The sequence below is a fragment of the Helicobacter pylori Shi112 genome (genome assembly GCF_000277405.1).
GTDB classification, from domain to species: Bacteria; Campylobacterota; Campylobacteria; order Campylobacterales; family Helicobacteraceae; genus Helicobacter; species Helicobacter pylori_C.
In genome coordinates, this window is the sequence record NC_017741.1 from 1520470 (window position 1) to 1535631 (window position 15162).

The 15162-nt window shown below is 40.4% G+C and carries 15 protein-coding genes; all 15 read right to left on the reverse strand.

Translation table 11 applies throughout. The features are described 5' to 3' along the window. Position 1: 1 nt before the first annotated feature. The 15 genes from coaD to HPSH112_RS07435 are packed head-to-tail and all read right to left on the reverse strand — an operon-like array spanning position 2 to position 15160. Positions 2–475, reverse strand: a complete 474-nt coding sequence (coaD, locus tag HPSH112_RS07365; protein ID WP_014662293.1) for a pantetheine-phosphate adenylyltransferase — start codon at positions 473–475, stop codon at positions 2–4. After that, positions 475–1038, reverse strand: coding sequence for a UbiX family flavin prenyltransferase (locus HPSH112_RS07370; protein WP_000780116.1), 564 nt, complete (start codon positions 1036–1038; stop codon positions 475–477). Before HPSH112_RS07370 ends, coaD begins: the two co-directional genes overlap by 1 nt. Before the next feature lie 9 nt (positions 1039–1047). Beyond that, positions 1048–1704 carry a flagellar basal body P-ring formation chaperone FlgA gene (gene flgA, locus HPSH112_RS07375; protein ID WP_000697511.1) on the reverse strand — a complete coding sequence of 219 codons (657 nt, stop codon included), beginning with the start codon at positions 1702–1704 and terminating at the stop codon, positions 1048–1050. Then, on the reverse strand, positions 1701–3746 hold the full coding sequence (gene uvrD / locus HPSH112_RS07380; RefSeq protein ID WP_000345161.1) for a DNA helicase UvrD: 2046 nt from the start codon (positions 3744–3746) through the stop codon (positions 1701–1703). Before uvrD ends, flgA begins: the two co-directional genes overlap by 4 nt. Further along, on the reverse strand, positions 3746–6280 hold the full coding sequence (locus HPSH112_RS07385) for a tetratricopeptide repeat protein (RefSeq protein ID WP_000931008.1): 2535 nt from the start codon (positions 6278–6280) through the stop codon (positions 3746–3748). Before HPSH112_RS07385 ends, uvrD begins: the two co-directional genes overlap by 1 nt. A 9-nt stretch (positions 6281–6289) precedes the next feature. Then, positions 6290–7537 (reverse strand): serine--tRNA ligase, encoded by a 1248-nt coding sequence (gene serS, locus HPSH112_RS07390; RefSeq protein ID WP_000565792.1) that lies wholly within the window; start codon positions 7535–7537, stop codon positions 6290–6292. Further along, entirely contained in the window at positions 7538–8335 is a 798-nt protein-coding gene (locus HPSH112_RS07395; protein WP_001263165.1) for a carbon-nitrogen hydrolase family protein, read from the reverse strand. Between the two features lie 3 nt (positions 8336–8338). After that, positions 8339–8599 (reverse strand): exodeoxyribonuclease VII small subunit, encoded by a 261-nt coding sequence (locus tag HPSH112_RS07400; RefSeq protein WP_001150297.1) that lies wholly within the window; start codon positions 8597–8599, stop codon positions 8339–8341. A 9-nt stretch (positions 8600–8608) separates the two neighbouring features. Continuing rightward, positions 8609–9349 (reverse strand): bifunctional demethylmenaquinone methyltransferase/2-methoxy-6-polyprenyl-1,4-benzoquinol methylase UbiE, encoded by a 741-nt coding sequence (gene ubiE / locus HPSH112_RS07405; protein ID WP_000711670.1) that lies wholly within the window; start codon positions 9347–9349, stop codon positions 8609–8611. A 26-nt stretch (positions 9350–9375) separates the two neighbouring features. After that, positions 9376–9822, reverse strand: a complete 447-nt coding sequence (hemJ, locus tag HPSH112_RS07410; protein ID WP_000394795.1) for a protoporphyrinogen oxidase HemJ — start codon at positions 9820–9822, stop codon at positions 9376–9378. 10 nt (positions 9823–9832) lie between these two features. Further along, the gene (locus HPSH112_RS07415; RefSeq protein WP_000854155.1) at positions 9833–10405 is read right to left on the reverse strand and encodes a YigZ family protein; all 573 of its coding nucleotides are present in this window, start codon (positions 10403–10405) and stop codon (positions 9833–9835) included. Beyond that, positions 10392–11522, reverse strand: a complete 1131-nt coding sequence (locus tag HPSH112_RS07420; RefSeq protein WP_001008895.1) for an ABC transporter permease — start codon at positions 11520–11522, stop codon at positions 10392–10394. The genes HPSH112_RS07415 and HPSH112_RS07420 overlap by 14 nt, the downstream gene beginning before the upstream one ends. Further along, on the reverse strand, positions 11519–12616 hold the full coding sequence (locus HPSH112_RS07425; protein WP_000489074.1) for an ABC transporter permease: 1098 nt from the start codon (positions 12614–12616) through the stop codon (positions 11519–11521). The genes HPSH112_RS07420 and HPSH112_RS07425 overlap by 4 nt, the downstream gene beginning before the upstream one ends. Before the next feature lie 11 nt (positions 12617–12627). After that, positions 12628–13617 (reverse strand): HlyD family secretion protein, encoded by a 990-nt coding sequence (locus HPSH112_RS07430; RefSeq protein WP_014662294.1) that lies wholly within the window; start codon positions 13615–13617, stop codon positions 12628–12630. A 10-nt stretch (positions 13618–13627) separates the two neighbouring features. Further along, positions 13628–15160, reverse strand: coding sequence for a TolC family protein (locus HPSH112_RS07435; protein WP_000754055.1), 1533 nt, complete (start codon positions 15158–15160; stop codon positions 13628–13630). Between the last annotated feature and the right edge of the window lie 2 nt (positions 15161–15162).

Here is a 15162-nt window from a genome sequence, read left to right on the forward strand (position 1 = left end):
TTTAAACCTTTGAAATAAAAGGGTGGATTTCTTTAGGCACTAAATGGCTCGCATCGCCCTTATGCGCGATAATGGATCGCACGATAGAAGAGCTTATGAAAGCGTTTTGTAAAGTGGGCATGAAATACAAGGTTTCTAATTCGTGGTTTAAGGATTTGTTCGCATAGCCCATTTGCAATTCGTATTCAAAATCGCTCACCACCCTTAAACCCCTAACTAGCACCTTGCAATGATACTCTTTAGCCAGATTGGCTAATAGCCCTTCAAACGCCACGCATTCTACATTTTTAAAACCTTTAGTGGCCAGTTGCATCATTTCTAAGCGCTCTTTCAAACTAAACATGGGGTTTTTAGCGCAAGAATACGCCACAGCGACAATGAGCTTTTCAAACAATTCGCTGGATCGATGGATAATGTCTATATGCCCGTTAGTGACCGGATCAAAAGTGCCCGGGTAAATGCCAATTTTTTGCATCAGTTCATTCCCCATCGTGGGTATAAGTCATTTTCTATCCCTAAGCTGTCAAACCACTTCCCCACTAAAAAATCTTGCATCGCTTCTAAAGTCTTGCTCTGGGTGTAATAAGTCATCATCGGCGGTGCAATGATTGCATTAGAGCGGGCGAGTTTGAGCAAATTTTCCAGCATGATAGCGCTTAGGGGCATTTCTCTAGGGGCAATGAGTAAGGGGCGCTTTTCTTTAAGCATCACAGACGCGCTCCTAGAGATCAAATCCCCCCCAAAGCCATGCGCGATTTTAGCCACCATGTCCATGCTCGCTGGAATGATCGCCATTTTATGGATACCATAACTCCCTGAGGCGATGCTCGCATGGATGTCTTGCTCGTTAAAAAAAGTAGCGCTAGGCCGTAAATCTTTCATGGCGTTTTTAAGGTTAATGTTAGACTCTTCTAACGCCACGACATGCGCGTTTTTAGACGCCACGACAAAAACTTCAATTTCTTTGGGTAATTTTTCTAAAAACCGCAAGGCTAGGGGTATCCCGCTCGCCCCACTGATACCTAAAACTAATTTCATGAATGTCCTTTATAAGATTTGCGCTTTAGAGCTGCTCAACACTTTTGCTTTCAGTATTTTATTGCTTTCTAAATTTTTCGCTTGAATGATTTGATTGAGCGCGCCATTTTCTAGGGCTTTTAGGCTTATTTCTATGCTGATTTGCCCTTCTTCATACACCCCAGTGATAATGTCGTTTTTACGCACGATGATTAAGGCTTGGGTTTTATCCGCGCTTAAAAGCGTGTTAGGGGGGATAAAATTTTTCGCGCTCACTTTATTAATCGCGCCCTCTAATAAGGGGTTAGAAAGCGCGCCAAACAAAACGCGCTCTTTTTGGGTGTTGTTAGCGGTGATGTTTTCATCTTTTTTAATCGCTCCTACGCTTTTAAAAGCCTGCATGCTGCCTATCACGCTATAACGCACCGGTAGGCGTAAATTAGGCTCATTTTCTAACCTTAAAAACACGACCCCATCTTTTTTAAGCTTGTTAGAAGCGTTTAATTCATAGCTTAAAATTGAAGCGTTAGAAAAGCGCTCTGGGATTTCTAAGTTAATGGTTTCAATTTCTAATTTTAAGTCTTTGTATTCTTTAAGGTAAGCTTTTTTAATCTCTGTTTTAAGCGCGTTTGAATCTAGGGCGAATAGCGCGTTTAAACAAATAAAAAAAAAGATTAAAATTTTCAAAACCCGTTATCCACTTTTTCTACAAATTTTACTGAGATTTTATCATAGACATTCCCTCCGCAATTGATTTTCAAGCACAAACCGCTCAAGCCTTTTTCTACGCCTAAAACCCTACCGGTGCCAAAAATCTTATGCCTGATCAAATCCCCCACTTTAATGGGCGCGTCTTTTTTGTGATCCTGTTTAGGGGGGTTGTCTTGCTTGAGCAACTTGGCTTCTTCTAAAAACACAGAGGGCGAACAAGAAATTTTCCTCCCAAAATACGAACGCTCTTGAACATAAGAGAGCTGCAATCCTTCTTTAGCCCTAGTGATCGCTACGTAAGCCAAGCGCCTTTCTTCTTCTAAATCGCTTTCTTGATTGAACCCCCTATGCGGGAAAAACCCTTCTTCTAACCCGATCACAAACACATGCTTAAACTCTAACCCCTTACTCATATGCACGCTCATGCAACTCACTTTTTGCGCGTTTTCTGTATTATGGGTATCTAGAACGCTTTCATTCAAAAAATCCAATAAAGAATGCGTGGGGTTAGTTTTAAAATGCTCTTTCACTAAGGCTAAAAGCTCTTTAACAAAGCCCTCTCTTTCTTCGTAATTGTCTTCTTTTTCATAGCTTTTTAAAAGGTTGGTTTCTTCTAAAAACCGAGCGCAAAACTCCTCTACTGAAATTTCAAAAGCCTCCCTCAAACGCCCTATCATAGCGATAAATTTATTCAAAGCGTGTTCGTTTTTAGGGTTTAATTTGCCTTTAAACACCCCAAGTTTTAGCGCTTCTTCTAAATTCAAACCCTCATCATCTAAAAGAGAAAAAATCCATTCTTGGGTGATCTTGCCAAGGCCTCTTGAGGGCTTGTTTAAAACGCGCCTGATAAAAAAGCGATCGTCTTTTTTAGCCACTAAATGCATGAACGCCAAAGCGTCTTTAACCTCTGCTCTTTCATAGAAACTTACCGCTCCAATAAGCCTATAGGGGATATTCAAAGCGTTCAAGCTCTCTTCAATGCTGCGGCTAAGCCCGTTTAAGCGATACAGTATAGCGATATTTTCTAAATTTTCACCCTTCTTTAAAAGGGCTTTGATTTGATAAGCCACATCTAAGCTCTCTTCTTTTTGCGTCAAATATTCCTTACAAACCACGCTTTTATGCGATCCTTTGAAACTTTGAAGCGTTTTTTTGTGGCGGTGTTGGTTATGGCTAATAAGGGAGTTAGCGCACGCTAAAATTTCAGCGCTGGAGCGGTAGTTGGTTTCCAATTTCACCACCTTAGCCCCTTTAAAATGCTTGGAAAAATTTAAAATATTAGAAATATCAGCCCCCCTAAAACCATAAATGCTCTGATCGTCATCGCCCACCACGCACAAATTATGGTGCGTGAAACTCAATTTTTTTAAAAATTCTAATTGCAAGGCGTTCGTGTCTTGATACTCATCTACCATAATGTAATGGTAGCGCTCGCTAGTTTCTTTGGCGATGGTTTCATTATCTTGCAAAATCTTAAGGCTTAAAAAAAGCAAGTCGTCAAAATCCACTAAATTGTCTTTTTTAAGCGCGTTTTGGTAAAGCTCATACGCTTTATGACATTCGCTATCTTGCATGCTTAAATCAATCATGCCGTTTTTGATCTGAGAAATACTGGCTCTAAAGCTTGAAATTTTAAGCTGTTTGCACAGCGTTTTTACTTCATCGCTATCTAACACCGAAAAATCGCACGCTCTTTTTAAAAGGCCCATGTGTTGCCTTAAAAACAGCAAACCAAAACGATGGAAAGTGCAAAGCAAGGGGGGGATAAGGGTTTGGTTTTCCAACAATTTCAAAGCCCTTTCTTGCATTTCTTTACTCGCTTTATTGGTGAAAGTGAGCGTTAAAGTGTTCTCGCTAGGCACGCCACAAGCGCCAATCAAATACGCTAAACGGCTCGTTAAAGTCTTAGTCTTACCGCTCCCAGCTCCCGCTAAAATCAGCAAAGGCCCTTGAATGTGGCTTGCGGCGATTTTTTGCGCTTCGTTTAAATTGTCTAAAATACTTTTTTCAAAATCCATTATTCTAAAAACTCGCCCTTTTTTTCTTGGTTCAAACGCTCTTTTAAAAGGTTGGTGTCAATTTCAAAATCAAAATAAGGCGAAGAAAAATCAGAGGTTTTAATGGCTAAAAAATGGTTTAGCGCTGATTTGAGATCCCCTTTTCTTTGATACAACAACCCTAAAGCGTAACGGATATTTTCATTATTAGGATCGTCTAATTTCCCAAGCTCTAGCCATAAAGCGGCGTTATTATAATTATTTTGCGCGATATAGGTTAAACCCGCTAGGATTTTTAAGCGCACCTCATTGTCCTTAAGATCGCTAATTAAGTTTTGATACAACGCGCTCGCTTTTTCATACTGGCCTTGAAACAAGCTCACTAGCGCTAAATTTTCTAACCAATCGTTAGGGGCTTGGCCCTCTTCTAAACTGGCGATTTTTTGCTCCAATAATTTTTCTTGATGATCTAAATCATTGACCATAAATCCCATGTAAGTGTAGAAATGACGCCCCAAAATAGGCCCTTGCATGGTTTGATCCCAACTGATTTTATGCGAATCTAAAAGGGTGTAAATGCTTAAAGTATGCCGGATGCTCGCATCATAATACGAAACGATTTCATAAAAGATATTAGAGATGAGATCTTTAGGGAGCATTTTTTTCAAATTACCAAAAGATTGCACCATCAATTTTTTATCCTTGCTCTCTTTAGCGAACACCGCTTCTAGCGCGTAATAAAAAGGGATCTTTTTAGGGGCGTTTTTAAGCCAGTCCATATCCCAATTGGTGCGGTAATTCAAATAAGCGATGAGCGAAGATAGTAAAGCTTTTTGCGTGGGGCTAGAAAAATCCTGACTATAAAAATTCTCTGTGATTTCTCTTAAAAGCTCCGTGGTGTCTTCGTGGGTGAAATGCGAGGCTAAAATTGCAAAAATCGCACTCAAATAATCCGCAGAATTCAAATGAAAAGCCCTTAAAAAATGGAAATAGGCTTTGTGGTAATTTTCTAATTGCGCATAAATCAAGCCCGTATTATAATGCAAAAGCGCGTTATTGGGGCTGTTTTTTAAAGACAAATCAAAAAAAGAAAGGGCTTTTTTCAAGCGCTTGTTTTCCAACGCTTTCAACCCTTTAAGCGCGTTTTTATCCGCTATCGCCATCAAACGCCCTCTTTTAAAAGCAAGGCTTGCCCCCTCTAAATCCTTTTTAGCATCAGAGTCTAAAAGAAACAGCCCCTCTTCAATCACGCCTAAGGTTTCTTTAGAGTCTAAAACCTTAAAAGGGGCGTAATAAAAGAGCAAGCGGTAAATAAAATCCCTCTTGCCTTCAAAATATTGCGTGTTCCAAAAACGCTCTTTGACCCTTTCTTTATCCAAAAAAATAGGGTTTATAGTGGGCTTGATGGGGTAAAAAGAGTTGGCTAATAGCGTGTCTTCTTTTGTGTGGCTAGCTAGTTTTAAGGCTTCGCTCGCTTTAAGGGTGTCGCCTTTTTTCAAGCTCACCAATTCCAAAGCCATTAAAGCGTTTAAATCTTTAGGGTAGTTGTGCAAATAATGCTGCAAATGCTCCAAAGCCTGCTTGTAATGGCCCAAACGCGCCTGTAAAAGCCCTAAAGCAAGCCCATCTTGGGCGTTTGCGCTTTTTTGCAATTGTTGATAAGCGTTCGTTTCATCTTTAAACATCAAAAACAATTTAGACGCTAGGCGCGCGTTAGGTTTTAAAAAGGCGTTGGAATTAGGGTGCATTAAGGGCGAAAGGGCTTCAAAATACTCCCCGGCGTAATAAGATTTGAGCGCGTAAGCGTAGGAATAAAAAGACTTTTTATAGTCTTTATACAAAGTGTCTCTCGCAATTTTTAGATAATGATAATACAAATCCGGATCTTGCAAATGATAAGCGCTCACCAACGCATCAATCGCGCTCACGCTCGCATTTTCTTTAGAAGCGATGCTAGAATCAAACAAATCCAACGCCCCATTAAAATCCTTTTCCTTAAACTTAATCACCCCTAAATTATGGCTCGCAATCCCTTGTGAAAAAGAAGCGGCTTTGTCAAACAAATGCAAAGCTTCATCTTTTTGCCCTTGCTCATATAGAAGGCTCGCTTTTTTCATCATCGCATCCACTTGATTCTCATCGCTTCGTTTGAGGGAGTCCTTGCCGATTAAATCGGGTAAGTCTAAATTCTCTATTTGCCCCTCAGCTTCTGTGCTGTTAGCGTTGTTGGTGTCGTTAGGCGTTTCGCTATTAGTGGTAGCGCTTTGTAAAGAAGCGGGCTGGCTTTCTTTTTTATGCCCTAGCAACAAACTCAAAGCCACAATGAGCGCAATAAGTAAAAGCAATGCCCCAAGCGCGATGTAAAGCTTTTTTTTATTGTGTAAGAGTTGTTTAAAAAACTCTTTAGAGCTTTTGATTTTATTGAGCGTTTGCTCTAAAGCCTGCTTAAAAGAGGGGATTTTAGAATGAATGCCCTTTAAAGGGGCTTCTTTTTCGTTTCTGTTTTCGCCCCCTTTTTCTTCTAATCCTTTAGAATTTTGCTCTTCATTCAGCACAAACTAGCCTTAAAGGTATTTTTCTAACGCCTTAGGAATATGAATGCTCCCATCCGCTTGCTGGTGGTTTTCCATTAAAGCGACCATCGTCCTGCCTACCGCTAAAGAAGAGCCGTTTAAGGTGTGCACTAACTGGTTTTTTTGATTTTCTTTGAAGCGGATTTTCGCGCGCCTGGCTTGAAAATCCCTCGTGTTAGACACCGAGCTGATTTCTCGGTAGCAATTTTGCCCGGGCAGCCACACTTCAATATCTATCGTGTTGCTTGCGCTAAAGCCTAAATCCGCGCTGCACAATTGCACAAACCGGTGCGGTAATTCCAAAGCCTTTAAAATTTCGCTCGCGCTCTCTAGCATATGCTCTTGCATGGCATCGCTTTCTTTAGGGTGCGTGATAGCCACTAGCTCCACTTTATCAAACTGGTGCTGTCTTATCATCCCCCTTGTGTCCTTGCCCGCACTCCCTGCTTCACTCCTAAAACAAGGCGTGTGCGCGGTCATTTTAATAGGGAGTTTTTCAACGCTAACAATCGTGTCGTTGTATAGATTAGTGAGCGTTACTTCAGCGGTGGGGATCAGGTACAAATTTTCATTTTCTATTTTGAAAACATCTTCTTTGAATTTGGGCAATTGCCCGGTCCCAAAAAGCATTTTTTCATTCACTAACGCCGGCGTGTAGATGATTTCAAAGCCATTTTTTTCATTAAAATCCAACATTAAATGGATGAGCGCGCGATAAATTTTAGCCCCAAAACCCCTAATGACAGAAAAACGGCTTTTAGCGAGTTTCACGCCGCTTTCAAAATCAATCCAGCCATTTTGTTGAGCGAGTTCAAAATGCTCTTTGGGTTTGAAAGTGAAATTTCTAGGGGTTAAGATTTTTTTAATTTCTATGTTGTCTTCTTCGCTTGCGCCTAAAGGGGTTTTTTCATCCACCAGATTAGGGATTATTGAAAGCCTTAAATCTATTTGTTGTTCCAATTCGCCCACGCTTTTGGAAAGCTCATTCAGTTTGATTTTATTGTTTTCTAGCTCTTTTTTGAGATCGCTTGTATCCACTTTTTGAGCCATTTTGATACCAAATTCTTTAGAAACCTTGTTTTGAAAGGCTTGCAAGCCTTCTAATTCAATGAGTTGCTTTTTATAATGCGTGATGACTTCGCGCAAGCGCTCCAATGCATCATCCATCGCATTATTACGCTTTTTTAAAGAAAGAGCCACCATCTCAAAATCTTGCAATAAAAGTTTTTTATCAATCATTCAACCCTCTTTAATCGTTCTAAAATGCCACAATTTAGCCCATTCATCTATATCGTTTTTATCCATTTGAGCGCTCAAAGCCCCCATTTTACCCTCTAAAGAATCTTCAATAGTGCCATTAGGCAAAGCCACAAAACTATCCCCATAAAATTTCCACAAAAATTCGTTTTTTTGATTTTCTTCTACAATGATTTGGCGATACGCTCCGATTCTATTGGCCCTAACCACCACGCAAGAAGCGCAAAAAGCGCGCATCTGGCACAAAAGCCGCCACCTTTCATGGGATTCAAAGGTGGCCACACTGCTTAAAAGCACCACATCCACGCCCTGATTTTTAGCCTGAACCCATATTTCATCAAAATGCGCTTCAAAGCCAAACAAAGGGGCGATTCTCAAGCCGTCTCTTTCAAAGATGAGCAATTCTTTAAAAGCGCTTTTTTCATTGTCAAAAAAGCTCTCTTCATCCCAGTGAGGATAGGGGATTAAGCGTTGTTGCGTGTAATATTTCACGCTTTCTTTAGAAATGAGGGCGATTTTTTTATAGATTTTAGAATGTTCTTCTAAAAGCACCGGGGCTGAGATGATTAAGTCTAGTTCTTCGCATTTTTGCGATAAAAATTCAACCGCTCGTGCAGACTGCGCGCTGATTTCATTCAAATCCAATCCCATGTTATGGTGGAAAAAGGGGTTGATCACGTATTCAGGCAGCACGATCACGCTCCGCTTGGGTATAGAGTTGAATAAGGATTGCATGAGGGTTTCTTTAAAAGACTCTAATTGCAAAGCAAACACCCGCATGCTTTAAGCCTTTTTGTCGGGCGTTTGGAGTTTTTCATACTCTAAATAAGCGTTTTCTAAAAGCTTTTGAGCCAAAAACAACTCTTGCATGGCCGTTTTATACAAATCCATCCCGTCTTTTAAGGACAAATTCGAATCATTCAAGCGATCTATGGCTTGCTCTAGGGAATGAACATGCTCTTCAAAGCTTTTTTTAGGGGCGTTTTTAGCGTTTTTGGTGTTTTTTTGGGGGGCTTTTTCGGTTTCAAATAATTCATCTTGCATGGCATTCCTTTAGCTTTTTCTAACAAGCATGGTCGTTGAAATTTGAGCGATAGAATCTTCAGTTCTTAAAATCTCAAACCCTGCGTTTTTTAATTCATGTTTCAAACCCTCCAAACTCAAAAACCCCTCAATGGATTGCGGTAAATAAGAATAAGCACCATAATTTTTACTGATAGCCCCTCCCACTAAAGGCAAAACCTTATTCGTGTAAAACCCTGAAATTTTATCCAGCCATGTGGGGTTGTCCTTTTTTAAAAATTCTAAAATCACTAAAACGCCCCTAGGCTTTAACACCCTAAAAAACTCTTTTAAGGCCTCTTGTCTTTCCACGATATTACGCAAGCCATACGCAATGGAGAGAATATCCACGCTGTTATTTCCAACGCCTTTTAAGTCTTTGGCTTGAGCCTGGATGAAAGAAACTTTGTTTTCAAGCTTCTCAAATTTTTTAATGGCTAATTCAAGCATGTTATTAGAAGGATCAATCCCCAAACATTCCTTAAATTCTATAGCGCAATTTAGAGCGCTTTTTTGCCAAGCAATAAGCATGTCCCCCGTCCCGCATGCCACATCCACAAGCCTTAAGGCTTTCTTGTTTTCCAAAAACAAAAACGCATGCTCGCAAGCCCTTTCTCGCCATTTAACATCTAAGCCAAAACTCATCAAGCGGTTGGCTTGATCGTAAGAGCTGGCTATATCATCAAACATGTTGATGATTTTTTCTTGCTTGAGGTGCTTTTCTTTCTTCATGACTTTTCTTTTTTCATGACTTGTCTTTAAAAAGGCTTGACAACCACTAAGATCACAATGAGAATCATTAAAATCGTTGGAATCTCATTAAACACACGATAAAACCTTGCGTTTCTTCTTGTAGGGTCTTTTTCTAGCTCGCGCATGCATTTTTTGCAATAAAAATGATAGGCTAAAAGCAAAACCACTAAAGCCAATTTAGCATGCAACCAACCCCCACTTTTAAACATTTCAGGGGCAATCAACAGCATTAAAATCCCTGTAATAAGCGTAAAACCCATAGCCGGTGAAGCGATAAAGGAATAAAGCTTTTTTTCTTGGATTTGAACCACGCCTACAAACTCCTTTTTATGCGCGTTTTCGGCATGATAGACAAAAAGGCGCGGCAAATAAAACAACGCCGCCATCCACGAAATGACCGCTATCACATGGAAAGCCTTAACCCATAAAAAATACCCGCCCAAAAATTCCATACTACTCTCCCTAATCCATCTTATTTTGTTGCAAAAACGCTTGCAAATTTTCTCTCGCGCCGCTGATTTCCACTTCCACGCTTTGGTCTGAAAAATTCTTTTTGCTTAATTGTAAGCTAAATTTCTTAATTTCACGCTGAAGAGCGTCTAATTCTTTGTAAGAATAATGAGCGCTTAAAGTTTCCAACTCCACAAAATCCTTAAAAGCGTTTTCTCTTTTAGCGTTTTCTACGCACAATAACGCGCTGGTGGCATAAGCTTTCATCAAGCCCCCCACCCCTAAAAGCGTGCCTCCAAAATAACGCACGCTCACTAATCCTATATTGATCAAATCCTCTCGTCTCAAAACGCTAAGCATAGGCATCCCTGAACTCCCTTTAGGCTCGCCATCATCGCTAAAACCCTCCGTGATTTTGCCCTCTAAACAATAGCGAAACGCCGTTACAAAATGCGCGGCTTTAAAATGCTCTTTTTTCAATTGTAAAAGGGTTTTTTCAAAATCATCAAAAGGCATAAGATACCCTAAAAAACGAGACGCTTTAGTCTGATGCTTGGAAGCGATGAGGTTTTTAAGCGTTTTCACAAGCTTTCTTTAAAGAGCTGAGTTTGAACACACTCCCTATAAAACTCGCGATAAAAATCGCAATAAGCGCGTAAAAATGGATGGAAACATCTATAAATTCCGCATGCATTTGATTCAACCGCCCTAGCAAACTAATCGCATGATAAGCTGGCACTATTTGGACGAACGCTTGTAAATAAGAGGGCAAGGATTCAAAAGGCCACACAAAACCCATCATAAAAATCAAGGGCAAAGAAGAAATTAAAACGATTTGAGTGGTGTGGGCTTCATTTTTGATCCATGCGCCTAAAAACGACCCCAAACTCAAGGTTGCAAGCATGAAGATGGAGCTATTCAAAAACACCATTAAAGCGCTCGCATGCCGTTCGATCCCATAAAAAGAAAACAACGCCCCAAAATACCATAAAATAAAAACGCTAAACGCTCCCATAAAGATCAAAAGCCTTGCAAATTGCCTTAAAGCGATTTGCTTTTTGTCTAAAAGGGCTAATTCCAAACGCCTGGAGCTGACAAACATGCTGCTTGCAATGAGCATCACTTGGTGCAAAATGAAAATAAACACGCTAGAGAGCGCGTAATTCAAATACCCCTCACTAGGGTTATACAAAGCGATAGGCCTGATCTTAATCCCATCTGTCCCCAATTCGGCTTCTTCTATTTGGGCGTTGCGTTTGAACCTTATTTCATCATTTAAAGCGTTGATGCTCTCCACCACCGCATTCGCTAAGGCGCCATAAATCAAAAAGTAATTGGAATTCGCATAAAAATCTATCGTTACAGGCACTTGCTTATGGATATTGGCTTCAAAATGCGAAGGGATATGCAAGATCCCATAAACTTTTTCTTCTTTTAAAAGCTTTTTGGCTTCCAGCATAGAGGGGCTAAAAAAAGCGATTTCTAACTCGTTGGAGCTTTGCGCCATGAAGGCTAATTGCCTAGAAAGAAAGGAATTGTCTTCATCTACAAGGGCGATTTTTTGCTGCGTTACGATGTCTTTTAAATAAGGCAAAGGGTATAATAAGCCATAGATTAAAGGAGCGCCTATAAGGATTAACAAAACGCCCTTATGAGAAACAATAGCCCTTAACTCCATTAAAAGGATTTTAAAAAAATTCATGCGCTAGCCTTGCCTTTTTTAAAAGAAAAATAAAAAATCAAAAGCCCTAAGACTAAAAAGACTAAAAAGAACGCAAGCGGCATTAGAGAATTTAAAGATTCTGTAAAATCCGTCTTATAATAGGCCTCTTGTAAAAAGAACTTCATAAAATGGCTAATAGGCAAGCAATGACTCCAGAAACTCCCAAAAATTTCCATGTTGTTTTGCGGGTAAGTAACCCCAGCAAACGCAAAGCTTGGAGCGGTATAGACTCCAATTGCGCCAGCGGTTTCAATAACGCTTTTTGAAACGCCATAAACCAACACCACAAAACCGCTCATAATGAGCGCCATTAAAACTACCGCCAAAAAGACCAACAACAAATGCGCATAATGCCCCTCCATGCCAATGCAATTAAAATAAAACGCCATGCCCATCCCCCAAAAACTAAACACACACACATTCGCTAAAATACTGATTAAAAGCTCGCGCATGTTAGAGGTTTTTTGAATGAAATTGAGCATGCCAATCGCAATAAAAATAAGCCACATGCAAGGCAGCATCACGCTTAAAAGGTATTGCGTGTAATTGTTTTCTTCATTGTATAGCGCATGCAATTGCAAAACAATAGGCATTGCTTGGGCTTTAGCAGAAATCAAATTGGAATCTCGCACTAAAGCTTTGGTGGCTAAGGTTTTAGCGTCCAAAGTCAAAGCGGTTTGTAAAAAAGCGTTTTTGAGCGTTTTCCCCACTAAAACATATTCCGCGTTATAATAAAAGGGCAAATCCACCTTTCGCCCCATTTTGATTTTTTTCTCTAAATCTTTAGGCAAAACTAACGCCCCATACACTTCAGCGGAGTTTAAAAAGCGTTTGGCTTCTAAAAGGCTAGCCACTTGGTATTTGATTTCAAGCGCGCTCGTTGCGCCTAATTCAAACGCTATCTGATGGCTTGTAGTGGTCTTATCCCAATCCACCACCACGATAGGGAGCTGTCTTGGGATTTCTTGTTTAAAGATTTGCGTGCCTAAAACCCCTAAACAAAAAGGCAATATAAAACACACGATAAACAAGAACTTGTCTTGTAAAACCCATGCGCTTATCAATCTGAACAAAACAATCCTTTCTAAGGCTTAATGGTAACTAACACGCTCATCCCTACCCTAAAATTTTCCAGCTTTTCTAAGGGTATGGCCTCCACTTCATAACTTTTCATGTCATAAGTGTTGGAATTATTCGTCGCTTTCCAGGTCGCAAAATCCCCCATCACGCTCAAGTATTTGACCCTGAATTTCGCGCTTTTTTTCAACGCCGGGATATAACCTTCAAATTCCTTGCCCACCTTAAACTCGTTCAAATACTTTTCAGGAACGCTGATTTTTAACCAACTATCCTTTAAATCTATCATTAAAACCACAGGAAAGCCTTTCGGGCTAAGCTCGCCACCGCTTAAAAGCACATTACTCACTTCCCCATCAATTGGGGCTGTAGCTTTGACATCTTTTAAATAGGATTCCACTTCATTCACTTGCCCTAAAGCCGCGCTCTCTTTAGCCTTAGCGGCAATCTTGCTTTCAGAGCTCGCCCCCCCTAAAGCCATTTTATACTTTTGGTAAGCCGCGCTCTCGTTGTATTTAGTGCTTTCATAAGCCGCATAGGCTTCATCGCGCTTTTGCAAACTCGCCACGCCATTATCATACAAATCCTGAACACGCTTATAAGTCTCTTTGGCTAAAGTCGCTTGAGATTTTGCCGCTTGCCAAATATCTCTTGCAGAATTGATCGTTTCATCTCTTGAGCCTCTTTTGACTTCATCGCTAAGCGCTTTAGCGGCTTTATGCCCGGCTTCAGCTTGAGCAAGCTTGGCTTCTAATTCAGGGCTAGAAATGCTAAAAACCAAATCGCCCTTTTTAATGTGATCGCCTTTTTTGACAAACACCTTTTCAATGCGGCCAGGGACTTTGGAGCTCACGCTGTATTCTCTGGCCTCCAAAAACCCTTGTAACACTTCAGCCTTAGGGCGGTAGGCTAAATAAAAAAGCACGATTAGCCCTAATAATAAAGCCCCACTCCCTGTAAGAATCGCTTTATTTTTATCCAACATGCTATTTGACATGATTTTTTCCTTAATAAACAAATTCATAAAATAAATCAATATGATCGCTTAACGCCATTAAATTCGCTAATGAAACAATGTATTTATAAGCCACGCTTTTTTGCTCCACAATGATAGAAGAAAGCGTGTTCCTCGCGTCAATGACTTGAGCGTTCGTGCTTAAGCCTTGTAAAAAGGCTTGCTCTTGGAGTTTTAAATTTTCCTTGGCTAATTCCACGCTAGAAATCAAGCTTTTGTATTCTTTCAAATAAGAAAGCGTCTCTTTATAAGTCTTATCCACTAACAATTCCATGTTTTTTTTAGCCTGGATTTGCTCGCTACTAGCTTGCAACTCCGCTAATTTGCTCGCTTGGTATTTTTGGATACGCCCTGTGGGGGAGAGTATGGGCATGCGCCCGGCCACGCCCACAAACCAACTAGGGATCATGTCTTCAAACACCGAATTGTTTTGTTTCATGAGGTAAGAGCCAAAAAAATGCACTTGGGGCAAGAATTTAGCGATCTGAAGTTTCGTGTTTTCTTTAGAAATTTGAATCTGATTTTCTAAAGTCTTTAAAACCGGGTAAGAATTGAGCGTGGAAGCAACAAAAAAACTCAAATCGGGCAGATTTTTCTCTGTGTGGATCTCTAATTTGCTTGAAGGCTCTAGATCGTCTTTGCTAGACAAAATGGAATTGAACGAGAGTTGCGAAACTTCTAACACATCTTTAGCCTTAACGCTAGCGATATGGGCCTTATCATAAGCCACTTGAGCGCCTAAGGTTTCTACCCTAGCGATTTGCCCTACTTTTTGCATTTTTAAAGCGTTTTGGAAATGCTTATAATGGCCTTTTTCCACTTCTTCTAAAGTTTCAGCCACTTCTGCGTTTAACACCATGCCATAATACACGCTCACAAGCTCTTGAAAAGTGGAAAGCTTTTTCAAACGATACACTTCGTTAGCGTCTTTTTGCATCAGATCCGCAATGCGCACCATCGTGAATCTTGCCCCACCCATATAAAGGGGATAAATAATGCTCAAAGCCCCAATCACTACATTTTGCTTAGAAAACAATAAGGGGGATTCTAAAGTACTGCTCAAAGCCCCAAAACCTTGCATCACCCCTTGCATGCCCGCTTGGATTTGAGGGGTTAATACTTGAGGGGGGATATTTTGCTGAATGTTTTGCAAGCCTTGATGGATCTGGTTGGTGGCTTTTTGCACGCCCGGTTGTTTTTGGCTGGCAAAATCCATTTTAATAGGGTTAGAGAGATACACGTAAAAAGCGCTCAAATCAATTTGAGGCAAAAAAGAAAGTTTAGCCGCTAATTTCATTTTATTCGCTCGCTTAATGGCGTATTCTTGTGCATGCAAGCCTTCATGGTTAGACAATACCCTAGTCCATGCGTTTTTTAAAGAGAGTTTTTGAGCGTTAGGATGGTTCAAAGGCACGCTGTCTTCAGCCATGCTCAAAGAAGAAAGATCGGTTTTAGAAACTCCATCAACAGCGTTCAAAGAGCTAATGAATAACAAGCTCAATACAAAGAGGGTTGTTTTTTTCATGC

Excerpts from the sequence above, each read along its gene's own strand:
- coaD (WP_014662293.1), bottom strand. The coding sequence starts at position 475 with ATGCAAAAAATTGGCATTTACCCGGGCACTTTTGATCCGGTCACTAAC.
- HPSH112_RS07370 (WP_000780116.1), bottom strand. The coding sequence starts at position 1,038 with ATGAAATTAGTTTTAGGTATCAGTGGGGCGAGCGGGATACCCCTAGCC.
- uvrD (WP_000345161.1), bottom strand. The coding sequence starts at position 3,746 with ATGGATTTTGAAAAAAGTATTTTAGACAATTTAAACGAAGCGCAAAAA.
- serS (WP_000565792.1), bottom strand. The coding sequence starts at position 7,537 with ATGATTGATAAAAAACTTTTATTGCAAGATTTTGAGATGGTGGCTCTT.
- HPSH112_RS07395 (WP_001263165.1), bottom strand. The coding sequence starts at position 8,335 with ATGCGGGTGTTTGCTTTGCAATTAGAGTCTTTTAAAGAAACCCTCATG.
- HPSH112_RS07400 (WP_001150297.1), bottom strand. The coding sequence starts at position 8,599 with ATGCAAGATGAATTATTTGAAACCGAAAAAGCCCCCCAAAAAAACACC.
- ubiE (WP_000711670.1), bottom strand. The coding sequence starts at position 9,349 with ATGAAGAAAGAAAAGCACCTCAAGCAAGAAAAAATCATCAACATGTTT.
- hemJ (WP_000394795.1), bottom strand. The coding sequence starts at position 9,822 with ATGGAATTTTTGGGCGGGTATTTTTTATGGGTTAAGGCTTTCCATGTG.
- HPSH112_RS07420 (WP_001008895.1), bottom strand. The coding sequence starts at position 11,522 with ATGAATTTTTTTAAAATCCTTTTAATGGAGTTAAGGGCTATTGTTTCT.
- HPSH112_RS07430 (WP_014662294.1), bottom strand. The coding sequence starts at position 13,617 with ATGTCAAATAGCATGTTGGATAAAAATAAAGCGATTCTTACAGGGAGT.
- HPSH112_RS07435 (WP_000754055.1), bottom strand. The coding sequence starts at position 15,160 with ATGAAAAAAACAACCCTCTTTGTATTGAGCTTGTTATTCATTAGCTCT.